The sequence below is a fragment of the Bradyrhizobium sp. Ash2021 genome (assembly GCF_031202265.1).
GTDB lineage: Bacteria > Pseudomonadota > Alphaproteobacteria > Rhizobiales > Xanthobacteraceae > Bradyrhizobium.
The window spans coordinates 1,798,291-1,814,634 of sequence record NZ_CP100604.1; the positions used below are offsets into that span (position 1 = coordinate 1,798,291).

The 16,344-nt window shown below is 59.6% G+C and carries 14 protein-coding genes and 1 pseudogene; 11 read left to right on the forward strand and 4 right to left on the reverse strand.

The features are described 5' to 3' along the window. The first annotated feature begins 250 nt into the window (after positions 1-250). From NL528_RS08580 to NL528_RS08610, 7 genes are all read left to right on the forward strand, one after another. Positions 251-649, forward strand: coding sequence for a DoxX family protein (locus NL528_RS08580; protein WP_309182271.1), 399 nt, complete (start codon positions 251-253; stop codon positions 647-649). 42 nt (positions 650-691) lie between these two features. Beyond that, the gene (locus tag NL528_RS08585; RefSeq protein ID WP_309182272.1) at positions 692-1,576 is read left to right on the forward strand and encodes a pirin family protein; all 885 of its coding nucleotides are present in this window, start codon (positions 692-694) and stop codon (positions 1,574-1,576) included. Between the two features lie 88 nt (positions 1,577-1,664). Next, positions 1,665-1,868 carry a hypothetical protein gene (locus NL528_RS08590; protein ID WP_309182273.1) on the forward strand — a complete coding sequence of 68 codons (204 nt, stop codon included), beginning with the start codon at positions 1,665-1,667 and terminating at the stop codon, positions 1,866-1,868. Between the two features lie 87 nt (positions 1,869-1,955). After that, positions 1,956-2,915: a LysR family transcriptional regulator gene (locus NL528_RS08595; protein WP_309182274.1), complete on the forward strand. Its 960-nt coding sequence runs from the start codon at positions 1,956-1,958 to the stop codon at positions 2,913-2,915. Between the two features lie 571 nt (positions 2,916-3,486). Then, entirely contained in the window at positions 3,487-4,440 is a 954-nt protein-coding gene (locus tag NL528_RS08600; protein WP_309182275.1) for a hypothetical protein, read from the forward strand. A gap of 190 nt (positions 4,441-4,630) precedes the next feature. Then, the gene (locus NL528_RS08605; RefSeq protein WP_309182276.1) at positions 4,631-5,065 is read left to right on the forward strand and encodes a hypothetical protein; all 435 of its coding nucleotides are present in this window, start codon (positions 4,631-4,633) and stop codon (positions 5,063-5,065) included. Positions 5,066-5,328: 263 nt separating this feature from the next. Next, positions 5,329-7,968, forward strand: a complete 2,640-nt coding sequence (locus NL528_RS08610; protein WP_309182277.1) for a hypothetical protein — start codon at positions 5,329-5,331, stop codon at positions 7,966-7,968. Here NL528_RS08610 and NL528_RS08615 read toward each other — a convergent pair. Then, positions 7,866-9,008, reverse strand: a pseudogene (locus tag NL528_RS08615) (ISL3 family transposase); the annotation flags it as partial. The gene NL528_RS08610 and the pseudogene NL528_RS08615 overlap by 103 nt on opposite strands. Before the next feature lie 128 nt (positions 9,009-9,136). Here NL528_RS08615 and NL528_RS46970 point away from each other — a divergent pair. Continuing rightward, the gene (locus NL528_RS46970; protein WP_375144044.1) at positions 9,137-9,319 is read left to right on the forward strand and encodes a helix-turn-helix domain-containing protein; all 183 of its coding nucleotides are present in this window, start codon (positions 9,137-9,139) and stop codon (positions 9,317-9,319) included. Between the two features lie 58 nt (positions 9,320-9,377). Here NL528_RS46970 and NL528_RS08620 read toward each other — a convergent pair whose 3' ends face one another. After that, positions 9,378-9,767, reverse strand: a complete 390-nt coding sequence (locus NL528_RS08620) for a LysR family transcriptional regulator (RefSeq protein ID WP_309182278.1) — start codon at positions 9,765-9,767, stop codon at positions 9,378-9,380. 149 nt (positions 9,768-9,916) lie between these two features. On the opposite strand from NL528_RS08620, the gene NL528_RS08625 reads away from it, so the two are divergent. Both NL528_RS08625 and NL528_RS08630 read left to right on the forward strand, forming a co-directional pair. Further along, positions 9,917-11,071 carry a nuclear transport factor 2 family protein gene (locus NL528_RS08625; protein ID WP_309182279.1) on the forward strand — a complete coding sequence of 385 codons (1,155 nt, stop codon included), beginning with the start codon at positions 9,917-9,919 and terminating at the stop codon, positions 11,069-11,071. 342 nt (positions 11,072-11,413) lie between these two features. Then, the gene (locus tag NL528_RS08630; protein WP_309182280.1) at positions 11,414-12,448 is read left to right on the forward strand and encodes an MFS transporter; all 1,035 of its coding nucleotides are present in this window, start codon (positions 11,414-11,416) and stop codon (positions 12,446-12,448) included. Positions 12,449-12,561: 113 nt separating this feature from the next. On the opposite strand, the gene NL528_RS08635 is transcribed toward NL528_RS08630, so the two are convergent. Continuing rightward, a complete protein-coding gene (locus tag NL528_RS08635) occupies positions 12,562-13,509 on the reverse strand; it encodes a LysR family transcriptional regulator (protein ID WP_309182281.1) in 948 nt (315 codons plus the stop codon). 144 nt (positions 13,510-13,653) lie between these two features. Between NL528_RS08635 and NL528_RS08640 the strand changes: the two genes are divergently transcribed. Then, a complete protein-coding gene (locus tag NL528_RS08640) occupies positions 13,654-14,325 on the forward strand; it encodes an FMN-dependent NADH-azoreductase (RefSeq protein WP_309182282.1) in 672 nt (223 codons plus the stop codon). A gap of 114 nt (positions 14,326-14,439) precedes the next feature. Here the strand turns inward: NL528_RS08640 and NL528_RS08645 are convergent, their stop codons facing one another. Continuing rightward, positions 14,440-15,996 (reverse strand): ISL3 family transposase, encoded by a 1,557-nt coding sequence (locus tag NL528_RS08645; RefSeq protein WP_309184832.1) that lies wholly within the window; start codon positions 15,994-15,996, stop codon positions 14,440-14,442. Positions 15,997-16,344 lie beyond the last annotated feature (348 nt).

A 16,344-nucleotide genomic window follows, 5' to 3' on the forward strand; every position in this document is an offset into this window, starting at 1 on the left:
CAGATATGCGTATACGAGCCAAGGTGAAGTCCCGTTCTCGATGCCGCGCGCGCTCGCACTGGAGGAGATTCCGGGGATTGCCGCCATCGCCATCCCGCAGGAATTTACCGACGCCGGACATCGATCGCGCGCGACCCGGCGATATATCGGATAAACCGATGGATATTATCTAAATAAATCGAGTGTTGCCAGGACAGTCCGCCTCTTAGGTTCTCCTCACCTTTCAACCTCACACCCAATGGAGACCAATATGAGCGCAGTTTCTATCCAATCAGCCCGTCCTTCCCGTCGTATCGGCACCTGGACGTTGCAGGGCATCATCGCGGTGGCTTTCCTTGCGGCCGGCGTTGCCAAACTGGCCGGCGTTCCCTTCATGGTCGACTTGTTCGCGCAAATCGGACTCGGTCAGTGGTTTCGTGTCGTGACCGGCGTCGTGGAAGTGGTCGGCGCCGTCGCGCTGCTAATTCCCGGCCTGGCTTCGCTCGGCGCCCTATGGCTCGGCGGCACCATGATCGGCGCCGTGGCAACCCACGTGCTCGTCCTGCACACCAGTCCGGTCCCGGCGATCGTCCTGGGAGTCCTCAACGCGCTGGTTGTCTATCTGCGCCGCGACGAACTCGTTGCCTTGCTTCACCGGGTCAAGGGTTGAGCTTTGAAGCCTAGAGACAACCAAATCTTCTGGAGAATGAAAATGAAGACCGATGCAGTGTTCACGCGTCAGAATCGCGCTGAGAAGACGTCCCGGCAGATTGCTCTGCGTACGCGTGGACACTCGCATGGGCGCGTTACCCGGCTGGTCAGTCCGGGCGACGTTGGTGAGCTGATCAAGCCGTTCGTGTTTCTTGACTACTTCGACGCCGATCCGGCGACCGCACCTAAATTCGGCTTTCATCCCCATTCGGGAATTGCGACGCTGACCGTCATTCTGGCCGGACAGGCCTCCTACAAGGAGACCACCGGCCGCGAAGGCGTCATCGAGACCGGCGGTGTTGAATGGATGCGCGCCAGCAGTGGCGTTTGGCATAGCGGCGAAATGTTCGGCACCGAGCGGATCAAGGGCTTTCAGCTCTGGGTCGCGATGCCGCCCGAGCTCGAACTTGCCGAACCGCAAAGCCAATACCTTGGCGTTTTCGACTTCCATTTTGTCGGTCCCGCCAGGGTTATCGCAGGCGAATATGACGGTGTGAAAAGCATTGTCGCCTCGCCTCAAGGCATCACGTATCTCGACGTACGCCTCAAGGCCGGAGAACGCTGGACCTTCCAGCCGCCCAAGGGGCACGACGTCGCCTGGATCGCATCGCATCAGGGGATCGTGGCGACGCCGGAGCAGGTATCGGCGGGCGAAGTCGCCGTGTTTGAGGAAAGCGATCAAGCGATCACGTTTGAAGCGCGCTCCGATGCCGGCTTCATCCTCGGCGCCGCGGTCAAGCACCCCTACGATCTCGTGGCCGGATACTACTCCGTGCATACCAACGCAGAAGCCTTGCGCGTCGGCGAGAGCAATATCGCCGCTATCGGCCGCCGGCTGCATAACCAGGGTGTCTTGCAGGATGCTCCGGTACGCGCCAGGCGTTGAGCGGTGGAGAGATAATCTGGTTGATCACTTAAGATGGAGAAAGCCAATGTTCGGATCGTGTGAAGTTCGGTTATTTCGACATATCACCGTGGCGCCGCAGTCCCGGGTCGGGTCCGACAAAAGCTCGCCGCTCCGACCGGAACACTTCCCGCTTGAGGCAAGGGGCCGCGAGATCGTCACCGCGCACGGCATCGTGATCGCGACCGCAACCGATGCCGTGATGAGCGAAGAGATCGCCCGGCGCCTGAATGGCGGCGATCTGAGCGACCAGGAAGATCAGTGGGCGCTTTGAGCAGAGCAGGACCTCCATGATTGATATGACTGCCGTCAGGCGGTATATCATGCGGCCAAGTATCGGTTTGGCCGATAGGGTGGTCCCATGCTCGACGCTGTCTCTCTCGACCAATTGCGAACGTTCATCGCCGCGGTCGACGAAGGAAGCTTTTCTGCTGCCTCCCGCAAGTTGTTGCGCGCACAGTCTGTTGTGAGCGAGACGATCGGCAAGCTCGAGGAACAGATCGGCGTGCAGTTGTTCGACCGCTCCGGCCGTTATCCCAAACTCACCCCGGCCGGACTGGCCATGCTGGGCGATGCGCGCAGCATCATCACAGGGGTCGATCTGCTGAAGGCCCGGGCCAAGGGCATGTCCGCGGGTCTTGAGCCGGAATTGTCCGTGGTGATCGACGTCTTCTATCCGATCGACGCGATTACCCAAGTGGCCAAGGAGTTTCGGCAGAAATACCCGGCGGTGCCGCTGCGCATCTATGTCGAGGCCCTCGGCGGTGCCATCACGCCCGTGCTTGATGGCCGTTGCAGCATCGGCGTGATCGGATCACTCCCGGCGATCCCGGATACGCTGACCTATGAGCGGCTGCCGGGCATCGCGTTTCTGATGGTGGCGGCCCGCGATCATGCACTGGCTTCCCATCGCGGCAAAATTTCCAAGGAAGCTCTCGGAAAACATACTCAGATCGTGCTCACCGATAGGTCGGAACTGTCTCTGGGGCGCGAATTCGGCGTGATGTCGTCCTCGACCTGGCGGCTTGCCGACCTCTTCGCCAAGCATCATTTCTTGCTCAACGGTCTCGGCTGGGGCGGCATGCCCTTGCATGTCGTGCGCAAGGATCTGGAAGAGGGGCGCCTTTCCGTGCTGCCCATCGAGGACGTGCCGCCGGATGGTTTGATTCTCACGATGTCGGTGGTGTGGCAGACCAAGTCGCCGCCAGGTCCCGCCGGCCGATGGTTTGTCGATCGGCTGAAGCAAATTCCGGTCGACACGGGCAAAGTGCCGAAACCGCAGGCCAGCACCAGGAAGGTGAGACGGTCTGGGAGAACCTAACTGGACTTCAGCTTTGAACGACCCGCCGCCTCGTAATGACCGAAATCGAGCGCCCGCTTCTGGCGCGAACGACGTTGGGGAAGCGTTTACCATTCGCGCGAATTCGCTTGAACTGAGCTGCCGGCCCCGGTACATACTGGCGGTACACACAACCCGCCGCGGTTGTCCGGAAACGCTGTTTTTCCTGCACTTTTCGAGGTCCTTGGGACCCTGGCAGAGAATCCCTCCCTCTCCGCCACCGATTTTCGGCAGCGAAAAAGTCCTTCAAAATCAGGCGTTTCCCGAACCGCCGGATTTTGGCGGTGGAGCACCACGGTGGAGCACCGCGGCAAGCCCATCATGCCATCTCTCCGTTAGACTTGCGAGCCAAAAAGGTTCGCTCGCGGCCCCATTGTCTCAGAGATTTCCGCCAGCGAGGGCGATGGGGCAAGAGTGCGCGACTCCCAAAGTGCTGACGAGAGATGGACGCGCGACGTTCCCCGAGTTTCCACCGTTTTAGCAGCGGTCGGGATTGTGGTTCTTCAGAACACGAGCGACGGTCCCGGAAGTTCAGTCGACGGGAACACGGGCGATGGCGGAAAACAGGCTTATCATCGAGTTGACCTATTCCAATCGGGGCGATGGGGATTGGTCGCATCAAATCGATATTTTCCGGCAGATCGAAATCGAGCGCCTCGCGGCAGAGGAAGAAATTCTACCTTCCGGGGAGCGGCTGGATGCGGACGAGATCGAGTCTCTCCTGGATGATGCGACAGGCGGTTACGGCGAGGCCTACAAACTGATGGCGGCTGACTACGTGTCGTTTTTCGATGATCTCGTGAGCTCGATGCTGAAATTGCCGCTCGGTCTTGCTCTGCATGAATATGCGGGGTCGGAAGACTACTTCGTGGACTGCGACCTAATATACGCAACGATATCTCAACGGACCGCCCGTGAGCTTCTGAAGAAGAGCTCGCAAGAACGTCATCGCGGCCTTCAGTCCGAACTTTCTATCACGAAGGAACAGTTGCGCGCACTTGTTCGAAAACCAGTCTCGCAATGGTCTGCCCACGAGCTTGGGGCGCTGCTTGCCTCGTTGATCGAGGACGTTGACCGTGTCGAAGACGAGGTCTTCTGCGCTATGGCCGAGGGGAGCGACTGTTTCTTCGCTGATTCCGTTATCGACTGGGAGAAGTACAAGGCCGCCGCCGAAGAACTGCGGAGGTCCAAAAGGGACGATTCGGAAGAAGGCGGCAGCACCGCTTTCTTGCGGTCGATCCCGCGCGCAATTCGCCTCGGTCTCCGGTCTTGCTTTGTGAAACACCCGTGCGCGGGATTGTCGACTGCCGAAATCGAAGCGTTCGACACGCTCGCTTCCGGGGGCGAGCCGCTTGATTCCGGAAATGCGATCTCCGGGCTGGTTCGACTCCGTTATCTCGAGGCGACAGGCTGGACGTTAGATCGTGCAGAGCTTCAGCGGCGATGGAAGGAACGGTTCGGTGGCAAGAACGACGAGTGGGTTCCGATCTCCGATCTTGCTGGCTAGTCGCAATCGTTCAAACGGGAAACGCTCTTGCCAAAGCGGCAGCAGAGCCGGACCCCGACTTCGGGGCGACTCATTGGTGCGAATTGCAAGATGGTTGTATTTTGATGCTTGCATTCATCGTAGCGAAAGACGTTTCGATCCAGCGGAGAGCGTCAGTGGGAGCCGGACCGTTCTTCTCGGATCGGCGACTTTGCACGACGACAGAGTCGCCCTTCTTCCTGAAGGCAGCGGCAACTCTCGTAAATTTTTGTTTTCGGCAGAAGCCGCATCCAGCAGGAAAGGGCGGACGGAATGGGGCGCTCACATCGGTCATAACAACGCGGTCTCAGATCTGGGGCTGACAAGCGAGTGGTTCTTGTCCTGCATTCTCCCAGATGAAATCTTCGGAGAGCTTAATGAGCATTTTATGACTGGACGTGCGAAATTTATTCTGGGAGCGGTTGAAAGTGACATGAGAGTAAAACCGCAGGACGCTCGGGCGCCATTTAACAAGCGTATCACGTGGTATTTGCAACCACGGGCGAACCTTTCTGCACAGACCAGATCAGGTCGGCTGACATTGTTCCGCTGGTCTCTTGTTCCTGGCGTGGGTGGATTGGAGAATCCTTATCGAAAAGGAACATAGAATTGGGGCGCGCAGCTCCGAAAGCATAGGCGGTCGAATGCTAATCGGCGCGCATCCCAAGCAAAGAAAGAGGTCGCATCTTCGATGCGAACTGTTCAAAGCGGTTCGGCCTACTCAATGATCTATAGCTGCGTTGCACGCAACTGCCCGTACCTCCGCCGTGTGGGAAAAGCGGACGTAGACGTTGCGCTTGGCCAGAAAAAATATGTTGGAATACTCGCTGAAGTTGATGCTAATGAATTCGGTGGCTTGGGGGAAACGGGATGAATGACAAGCTCGTTGAAGAAGCCAATCGATCCGCTTGCCTCCCCAATACTCAACCTCCAGTCATGGCCCCAGCGTCGCAAACGATGCCAAAGCTGTTCGCAGAGACTTTACTGAAGAGCTCAAACTCCGATCCGGATGTGGACCCGGTGGATGCCCTGCTGGCGAAGCTAAGAAGCCCATCGGCTCCGCTTCCGGATTGGGTGGATGAAGCGTTTCTCGCAAGCGTGATGCACTTCGTGAACGCGGACGTGCGCAGGATGCACGAAGACAGGGTCTGGATAAGGTCCGTCACCGGATTTCCCTGGCCGGAGGAGAAGCCCGCTGCGGAAGACCTGCCGGCGCTCTACACCGAGGCCCTCAAGTATCCGTCGTTCGCCATCGTCGTGCAGCGCCAGTTCTTCCCGGAAGACACATTCCGAGGACTGCCCAAGAACCAGGTGCGGCGGCAGTACGGCGACCTGGTCAAGCGGGTCCGTAAAGAAAAGCCCCTTCCAAGGCACGAGAAGCACCTGCACGTCCTCGAGGCGCTGCAAGTCCGGGAGATTGGTGGCGATCTGACGGTCGTGGTCGGCGAATTGCTCGGTGCACCCGGCCACTTGGCATGGCACGCGAAATGTTCGCAAGCTGCGGACGGTCTGATTAGACTGGAAAAGAATGAAGATCTGGCGCCAGTCGCCAGATACCTGCAGGCCGTTCTCGGCCCGTTCAAGGAATTCGAAGACGTCACGATCGGCGAGCTTTTCGAGTCGACCGTCATTCCCCAATCCCTCCGGCGACCGGTCGTCCTCGAACCGCAGCCGAGCGCAGAGACCCTCGACGTATCGCCGCCCGAGGCGTCGTCATCAAGCGAAGATGCTGCAGCGGACGAGGCGCCCGACGGCCACGGCCTTGAAAGCGACGATTCGATCTCGCCGCCGGGCGACACGCTGGAAGGGTCCGAGGACCGATGGCGGACGATCTGGTCGGAAATCGCGGCGCTATCTGCCGATGCGGGTAGCCGCGGTCCGAGGGATGATTTGCTGATCTCGCTGCGCCACCAACTGATCCGACTGGAAGACGTGCATACCACATTCATCCGTCTCAAGCCCACGCTGCTATCGACGGAAGAGGTTCGCGCGGCGCTGAGAAGTTTGGTTTCAAGTGCGTCCGATGAGCTCAACGAACTCCATGGTGAAGGCCTGAACGCTCCAGCGCTCCTATCAGCGCTTTTCGGTGTAGCCGAGCTTGTCGATGGACCACTCCTCGAGCAGGTGGCATCGCTGTGCGAAGAAGCAAACGCGCGTCTGGCGGAAGCGACGTCGCTGGCCGCCGAAATCGCTAATCTCATGGCCACGCTTCCCACCAAGAAGGCTCGCGATCAAACAGACCCTTTGATTGACCGGCGCGACGCTCTCTTGCGTCAGACGTTGGGTTTGGCGGAGTCGGCAATCAATCTGCTCCCACGAACTTCTACTGAAAGCATCTCGGCCGTTTCGCCAGTCATTGCCGAAATCGACGTAGTCGTCGCCGATCCACCGGCAGAGCCGATCGACCGTTCCGTCGAGGCCGACGGCCCGCTCGAAAGCGTCATCGACGTGCCGATCGGCGAAATTTCCGAGCCCTACGATCCCGAAACGACTTTCTCGCCGCCACCGTCCCCGGCCGAACCGGCCAAGCCGGCGGTGTCTCCGGTCGCGGATCCGCTGCGTGACGACGTCATGAGACGGCTGGATGAACTCTTCGCCCTGGGAGAGCATGGACTCGCGTTCCACCTACACATGGCGGCTTCTGAAGTCCTCAAATCGTCCGACCTCCATTACGCTGCGGCCGAGTTTCGTCTTGCGTCGGCCGCCGGGCGAACGATTTCGTTGACCGGCCAGGATGTTTTCTCCTTGGCGGAGCAGCGCGGTGAAGCAATATCCATCGCCCAATCGCTCTCCGAGCAAGACGACGATCGATCGCTGGCGCGGCGCAATCTTCTGCTCGCCGGCGCGCTGCCTGCCGCCCTTTTCAGAGCAGAGGATGTCGCGGCCGTGAGCCTGGTCGAGAGCATCGGCGGCAGAGGTCCTTTCGCAAGTTACTTCAAGCTGGTCCAGGTCGTCGAAGAGAACAGAAAGCGGGGCTTTCCCCTGACGCCGGCCAACGTCCTGGCGATCGAAGCGCACTCCCGCGACGACTCGTTCGTCTCGGATGCCATTTCCAAGATCAAGGAGACCATCGAGGCCTTCAGGCAATCGCGCTTCCGCTTCACGCTCGGCGAAAAGATCAAGCACTCGCTGACCCAGCCGTCCGGATTGCTGGGTCGATTGAACTCCGAGCTTACCGCTTCGGATACCACGATCGCCCGATTCGTGGCCGAAATCCTGAACGGCCGCGACAAGATCGTCAATTTCGTTGATCGCATAGCCTCCGATATCGGCACGGGTCAAGATATCGACGGAGCGGCACGAGAGCGCCTGTTGAGCGTGCTGTCCGATATCAGCCTGCTTTGCAGCGAGCTGGTTCAGACCACAGACGGCTTCGATACGCGTTGTAGACTTTTATCATCAGCTGCTTCGGCGCGTCGACGACGTGTCGCCCATTCTGCAACAACCCGTAATGAGCCCCTAAATCCCCGCGCCTTGAGGCAACGCCACAAGTCGGCACCGTTACGATGACTCGCAGCCCACTGCGCGTCGAGCCAAGGCAGATGGGATTCAAGCGAACTCTCGCGGACCCTGAACACATCGGATCGCTGACCGCGGAGCACCCGGCGTACGAGGCCCCGGCTACGTCCTGTGAGCCGTACGATCTCCTTGATGGAGACGCCAGTCTCGGCTTGCTTGAGGATTGCCGAGTTGGTGTCCTCACGCCGTAGATAGCCGTCATATTGGATACGCTCGGCAGCGGTAAGCAGGTCGGGGTTTATCGTGGCGGAGCCGACCGCGGCGCGGACTTGACGCATGGATTTGCGGACCGCATCGAGGAAAGCGTGACTGGCATTCTCCATGAGATGCCACCGATCAGCTACCTGTGTGGTATGCGGGAGTGCCTTGGTCGCGGCAAGGGCGTACCCGCCACCGCGGTCGCGCGCGATCACAGCAATTTGCGGCTGCTCTGCCAGCCAGGCCTGCGCAGTAGCGGGCTCTCTGTCGGGTAGAAGTGTGATCGGTCGTCGCCGCTCAAGGTCACAGATGATTGTTCCGTAGCGTTGATTGCGCCGCCATGCCCAGTCGTCGATGCCGATAACGTTCGGCGCGGCAAAGGGCGGACATCCGTGCCTTCGAACGACGCGAAGCAAGGTATCGTTGCTCACAGGCATCATCAGCCGGCGTGCAAAACTTGCCGCTGGCCGACCACCCAAAGCAAGACCAAGGTGGTGAAAGACAAAATCGAGCCGTGTCGTTCGCCGCGCCCACGGCGCCAGAATGCCATCATCGAAGCGCTCGGTGAAAATACGTCGGGCGCACAGAGTAGTATCGCATCGGAAGCGGCGCGCCACGACCATGAGCCGAACCGGTCGCCCAGCCAGCGGCAGATCGGTGAGACGTCGCTGATATCGGCTGTGGATGCGCCCAGAAATTGCTTTGCATCCGGGACAGAGACCCGCGTCACCTGTCGGACGCACGGTGATCACCGTTGTCATTCCGTCCCAGACCGCGCTTTCCACGACAAACCCAGGAGGGACCAGGGCCGACGGACGTAGGGCTCGCTGCATCATGTTGATTCCCTTGTGAAACCAACGCGAGCCCGCACTCAAACTTCATCAAATGTGAGTCAGAGCCCTTATTCCATGCCGAAACACAAAAGGCCACCGGACGGACCCCGGGTAGATACATGCAGGAGATGAAAATCGAATTCGCGAAACGGCTGCTGGAGGCGGGGCAAATGAGTGTCGACAAGATATGCTTGCGCGTCGGCTACGAAGATGTGAGTTCCTTTCGGCATTTGTTTCGCAGGGAGACAGGCGTCTCCCCTTCGCAATATCAAGCCTTGGTGGTCTCCCGATCCGTGTCGAGAAAGATTTAACGGAAGCGACGCAAAGCCCAGCACGCGCTCGCACTTGGTTCTCATCCGCGCAGCCGAATCATCTTGGTCTTGATCCAGGTCTCGTCGATGAAGACCGGACGCCGAGGATCGCCGCTTGAGACCGGCATGCTCGGCTCAACCGAGCAGCGCGAGAGCAGGTTTCGCCCTGATATCGCGATGAGGCGAGCCACTCGACCGATACACTGGCCTCGATCTCGTCGACCTCGGCCAAAACGTACCGGCAGCGATCCGGGTAATCGGCGCCGGCCTCGGTTAGCACCTGGCGGCGCGTTGAGCGATGTAGCAATTGCACGCCCAGCCGGTGTTTGAGCGCGTCAACATGCTTGGTGACCATGCTGGGCGACATCGCGAGCCGGCGCGCAGCCTCACTGAAGCCGCCAGCATGGGCGGTGGTGACGAAGGCCTTCATGCTGGCAAGCCGGTCCATTCATCTCGTGCCTCTGGTGTGAGCTGATCGCACACTTCGAACGATTATCCTGAACATGGGAAGGAGCTATAACATGGGAAGGAGTTATTTTACTCCGCAACGGGCCCGGCAGCGCATGCAGATCGAGGCCAACTGATGGGGGAACGACCATGATGAAAATTGGAAGGCGGACATTTTTGCAATCGGCGGCTGCAATGGGGGTGCCCACCGCGATACTGGTAGCGAGTGGCGCTGGATCTCCCGCAATGGCTGCCGCAGGGATTCAGGCAGAATTAGACAACGGAATTCAGGCTGAGGTACAACGCGAGAAGGCTTGGGCGTTTTTCAGATCGTTCTACCAGGCGAAAGACCTCGGTGATGCGGCAGGCTTCGCATCGCATTTCTTGAATTCGGATCAGACAGTCTATCAAGATGCTATAGTGGGTTTCAACGTTGTCGGTTATTCGGCGATCAACAGCGCCAGCTTTGCGACGGGGATCATCAACAAAGTGGCGGCCCAACTGGGTGCTGGGCGATTTTCGAGAGTATTTCACGTCACCGGTGACATGCGTTACGGCGCCATAGCGGAATACGTCAATCTCAAAGACACTCTTTGGGGAACAAACGGATTCACTATTCTGACGATGTTCGACATCGACGGCGGGCTTATCGCGCGCGATACCGATTACTGGGATTCGAGAGAGTTCGGTGAGAGTGATATCGTCGGTCCGGCTGTTACCACTGGCGTCGCGTTTCCGCTCGGAGCCATCCATCCGGGCGGCCAACCCCGGCACAGCCCGCCGCCGGCACCTCCTGGCGCAGTTGCTCTAGCTACTGGTGTAACGGGGCGCCCTTCGGCTTCGCCTGAGATGCTACAATTTGCGACCAAATTTCACGACGCCCTAGCGCACGGCTCCGCTGACGACATCTCCGCGTTCTTTACCCACGATGCGACTTACGTGAATCCTCTTATCCATCAAGGTCCGGTGCTTTATCCGAATTTCAACCAAACCCTTCAGTTGAGGGGGCGGGACCTGATAGCGAGATTGCTGAAGGAGACGCTGCAATGGCTTCCTGATTGCCGCGGATCGACAATTATTCACGTGGTGGGCGGTGCATCCGGCGGCGGCTTTGAATGGAAAGCTGGCGGTATTCACAGCTACACCGGTCTCGACCGCACCGGATTACACGGCTGCACGGCGTTGGACCTCTTTGAGAATAAGATACAGCGGATGTCGGTGAAGTTCGATACTTTCCAGATGAGCGGAAGCTACTACGAACAAATCAGAACCTCGCTTCGTTACGCGGGATTGGTTGATCAATAGGTGATGCACTCTGGGGGACACAGATTTGTTGAGCGGGGGCGGGGATGTGCAAAGGCCGGTCGCCTTGGTCGATCCGCCAAACACCGAAGCGATCTTCGTTGGGTGCACGTGCTTGATTGCAAGGTCCGGGTGCCGGGTGGGCGGCGCCCTGAAGCCAGGACAAGGGGCTTACAGTCACCGATGGACACAACATGCATCCTGAACGATAGGTCGAATGATTTGCTCAGCGTTAGGTAATCAGGGTCGGTCCCAAACGGCTGGACGCTGCCTTTTCGCGATCGCCGTGACGCTCTTTTCTTTGCCATAGCGACGATTGCGTCGGCTTTCGCCACGTCGATCGAAATGCTGATTGGAGCGCGCTTCCTCACGGGAATAGGTCTTGGTGGCGCGATGCCGATTGCGGTCGCGTTGACCGCCGAGTTTTCCCCTGAATGCCGTCGGTCCTCACTCGTTACGCTCATGTTCTGTGGCTTCGTGGTAGGATCCGCGACGGCTGGCTTGGTCGCATTTCTGATGGTCGATGCTTACGGTTGGCAGCCCTTCTTGATTTTGACTGGCTCGATGCCCCTGGTGCTGGCTGCGGCGCTATGGGCTTGGCTTCCGGAGTCCGTCCGTTTCCTCACCTTGAAGAACGTTGCACCCGACGAGATAGCATCCAAGCTGCGGCGCATTTCGCCGGAGACGAACTTCGCCGGCGCGCGCTTCGCGGCTGTGCTGCGGCCGAAAGGTTCTCCCGTTGCCCAGCTCTTCACAAGGGACCTGGCGATCGGAACGGTGATGATCTGGGTCGCCTACTTCATCGGCCTTCTGGTATTCTACCTACTGTCGAGTTGGCTCCCGATCCTGATCACTTCCGCCGGCTTTTCGTCGAAGAACGCTTCCCTCATGTCGACGACTCTCGCCGTTGGAGGAACGATAGGCGCCATCGTCATCGGCCGGTTGATGGACAGGTTCAATCCGCATTGGGTTCTGGCCGGCTTCTATGGTCTGGCGGCGGTCTTCACTGCCCTTCTCGGAGTATCTACGGCTTACCCGCCGCTTCTCGTCGCCGCGGTATTCGGCGCGGCGGGAGCTCTGATAGGAATGAACGCCCTGGCCGCGGGGTATTATCAAACGGCTAATCGAGCTACCGGCGTGAGCTGGGCCCACGGAGTCGGACGGTTTGGCTCTGTTCTGGGTTCGATGGCGGGCGGTATACTGCTCTCCTTTGGATGGGAGCTTGGGACGGTCTTCACCGTGGCCGCCATCCCGGCCTTGGTCGCGGGGATGGCAATGCTGATTAAGAGTTTCTTCGTCTCAGCCGCTCCCTCGCTCGACCCCGTCGGGCAACGCGCCAACATTGAACCGTCGCTATCGCCGCTGATTCGTGTCCCCTGATGCCGGCTTTGGACGGCTTGGCGCCTGACGTGAATTGGGCGCCGAGATCTTAGCGATTCGAACCGAGCGGGTGCACTGGTGTCGTTCATCGAGTGCGGTTGCAAGAAGGCCTATCAGGACGATGCGTCATCTTGGCCGATCAATCGTGGCAGCTCTCGGTCCCAGGGCGGTACTGGTCGCATGTGCTCAGCAAGGAGATCCACAAAACTGCGCACCTTGGACGAGAGTCGGCGTCCGGGACTCCAGAGGGCATGAATCGGTATGCTCAGCGGTGTCTGATCCAGGACGATTTCGACCAGCCGACCCTTGGCGAGATCCTCGCCGACCAGGAAGGTTGGTTCGAATAGGATGCCCTGGCCGGCCAATGCCGCTGTGTGTAGCACGGTCGGGTCACTGACGAGCAGGTTGCCGCAGACATGCTGTGCGACGGATCCATAGGGGCCCTGAAATTGCCAGGGCAGGGCCGTGGCGATGCCGGCGGGGGCGTGACGCAGGCAATTGTGCTGCGCCAGATCGGCGACCGTACGGGGACTGCCATGTGCGGCTAGATATTCCGGTGCGGCGCAGACTACCATGCGTGAGACGCCGAGCCGGCGCGCAATCAGTGCGGAACTCGCCGGGGACCCGAAGCGTACGGCGATATCCCAGCCTTCCTCAACCAGATCAACAAGCCGGTTGTTCAACCCGAGTTCGACGGTGATGGCTGGATAGAGCCGGGCGTAGTTGGGCAGCAGTGGTGCGATATGCCGTACGCCAAAGGACACCGGTACATTGATCCGTAACAGGCCGCGCGGCTCCAGCCGATCGGCCGATGCACTGGCCTCGATCTCGTCGACCTCGGCCAAAACGTTCCGGCAGCGATCCCGGTATTCGGCGCCCGCCTCGGTTAGCACCAGGCGGCGCGTTGAGCGATGCAGCAGTTGCACGCCCAGCCGGTGTTCGAGCGCTTCAACATGCTTGGTGACCATGCTGGGCGACATTGCGAGCCGGCGCGCAGCTTCACTGAAGCTGCCAGCATCGGCGGTGGTGACGAAGGCCTTCATGCTGGTAAGCCGGTCCATTGAATCTCGTACCCGCGGTGTGAACTAGTCGCACAGTTTGCGCAATTCCCATCAGGATGGGAAGGGGCCATTTTGCTCCGTGAAGGGGCAGGGCAACCCACCCGTCAATCCAATCGTCCTCTTCCACGAGAGAGCAGGTACACCATGCAGATCCTTCGCATCGATTCCAGTCCGCAGAGGCCGTCGGTGTCACATCAACTGAGCGGCGAACTGGTTGCCGAGCTGAAGCGGCTCGATCCGTCCTGCCAAGTGGTGCATCGTGATCTCGGCAGCGAACCGCTGGCGCACCTTTCGCACGACGCCGTAGTTCCGATCCGCACGCCGGAGGCATCCACGCCAGCACAGAAAGCGGCAAAAGCGCTATCGGATGCCCTGATCGAGGAGCTTGAAGCAGCCGAACTAATCGTGATCGGCTCGCCGATGTACAACTTCGGCATCACCAGCCAACTCAAGGCGTGGTTCGATTATGTGGTGCGTGCCGGGCGCACATTTCGCTACACGCCGGAAGGGCCAATCGGGCTGTTGCGCGACAAGCGCGCGGTGTTGATCCTGACGCGCGGCGGCGTTCACAGTACCGGTCCGGCGCGCGCGCGCGATTATCAAGAGCCGCATTTACGCACGCTGCTGGGATTCGTTGGGATCACCGAAGTTTCGACAGTTCTGGCGGAGGGCCTCGGCATCGGCGCCGAAAGCCGGGAACGTGGCCTTGCCGCGGCGCGAACCGCAATCGCTGGCGGGGTTGCGGGCTTCGCTGTCAGCAATCGCGAGAGCGAGCAGCAAATCGGCGAAGTGTATCTTCATAGGAAGCAAGTGTAGGGAGAGCCAGAATGGCGGCAGTAAAGCAAACTACGAATGAGGCTAAGTTCATCGATGTCAGCGTGTCAATCGGCATTGGAATGGGGCTCTGACGCAATTTTGGTGCGGTCGTGGTCACGTAGCGCCGATGAGACGGGCCTGAAGCAGATCAAGCTTGGCGCGTCCGTACATTTGACGCTTAACGAGCTTGAGCTTGGTGATTTGGCCCTCTGTCTGGCCGTTAGACCATGACGTCGTGATCGCGGCGTTGACGGCGGCCTTGTCCTTGGTGAGGCCGTTGGCAAAAGACGCCACGAGGCTTACGCATGCTCGTTCCAGCCAGGGGTCAAGGTCTGCGTGAGACTTCTTGCGGATCATCGTATGGAAGGCGGTAATGACCTCTCGAGCCTCCACGAGCAGAGGAACACCATGCTCGATCGCCGCAATGGTGACGGTCTCCGACTTTGACAGGGTATCGCGGCCCGTAGTCATCAGCCGGGCGATGGTTCTGGCGGACGGTACGCGTTGTAGACTTTTATCATCAGCTGCTTCGGCGCGTCGACGACGTGTCGCCCATTCTGCAACAACCCGTAATGAGCCCCTAAATCCCCGCGCCTTGAGGCAACGCCACAAGTCGGCACCGTTACGATGACTCGCAGCCCACTGCGCGTCGAGCCAAGGCAGATGGGATTCAAGCGAACTCTCGCGGACCCTGAACACATCGGATCGCTGACCGCGGAGCACCCGGCGTACGAGGCCCCGGCTACGTCCTGTGAGCCGTACGATCTCCTTGATGGAGACGCCAGTCTCGGCTTGCTTGAGGATTGCCGAGTTGGTGTCCTCACGCCGTAGATAGCCGTCATATTGGATACGCTCGGCAGCGGTAAGCAGGTCGGGGTTTATCGTGGCGGAGCCGACCGCGGCGCGGACTTGACGCATGGATTTGCGGACCGCATCGAGGAAAGCGTGACTGGCATTCTCCATGAGATGCCACCGATCAGCTACCTGTGTGGTATGCGGGAGTGCCTTGGTCGCGGCAAGGGCGTACCCGCCACCGCGGTCGCGCGCGATCACAGCAATTTGCGGCTGCTCTGCCAGCCAGGCCTGCGCAGTAGCGGGCTCTCTGTCGGGTAGAAGTGTGATCGGTCGTCGCCGCTCAAGGTCACAGATGATTGTTCCGTAGCGTTGATTGCGCCGCCATGCCCAGTCGTCGATGCCGATAACGTTCGGCGCGGCAAAGGGCGGACATCCGTGCCTTCGAACGACGCGAAGCAAGGTATCGTTGCTCACAGGCATCATCAGCCGGCGTGCAAAACTTGCCGCTGGCCGACCACCCAAAGCAAGACCAAGGTGGTGAAAGACAAAATCGAGCCGTGTCGTTCGCCGCGCCCACGGCGCCAGAATGCCATCATCGAAGCGCTCGGTGAAAATACGTCGGGCGCACAGAGTAGTATCGCATCGGAAGCGGCGCGCCACGACCATGAGCCGAACCGGTCGCCCAGCCAGCGGCAGATCGGTGAGACGTCGCTGATATCGGCTGTGGATGCGCCCAGAAATTGCTTTGCATCCGGGACAGAGACCCGCGTCACCTGTCGGACGCACGGTGATCACCGTTGTCATTCCGTCCCAGACCGCGCTTTCCACGACAAACCCAGGAGGGACCAGGGCCGACGGACGTAGGGCTCGCTGCATCATGTTGATTCCCTTGTGAAACCAACGCGAGCCCGCACTCAAACTTCATCAAATGTGAGTCAGAGCCCCAATCCAACGCCGATTGACACCTACGTATTGGCCATGCGGTGTCCGGTGTTGAGGAGGCGTGACTCTCATTCGGGCTTTGAGAACCTGGACGGCGATGGCAAGGGAAAAGGCACAAGCGGCCAAAACCGCGAGGCCGAAAGTACCGATGCGCCGACCAGGGGCGGACTGCTTGGTAGTAGTGATGAAACGGGGTAATGCCCGCGGAGCGAAGCGAGCAGGTCATCGCCGTTGAGATTGGGTCAACCGGCAACGGGAGGAGCCCGATATTCAACGGAAGGC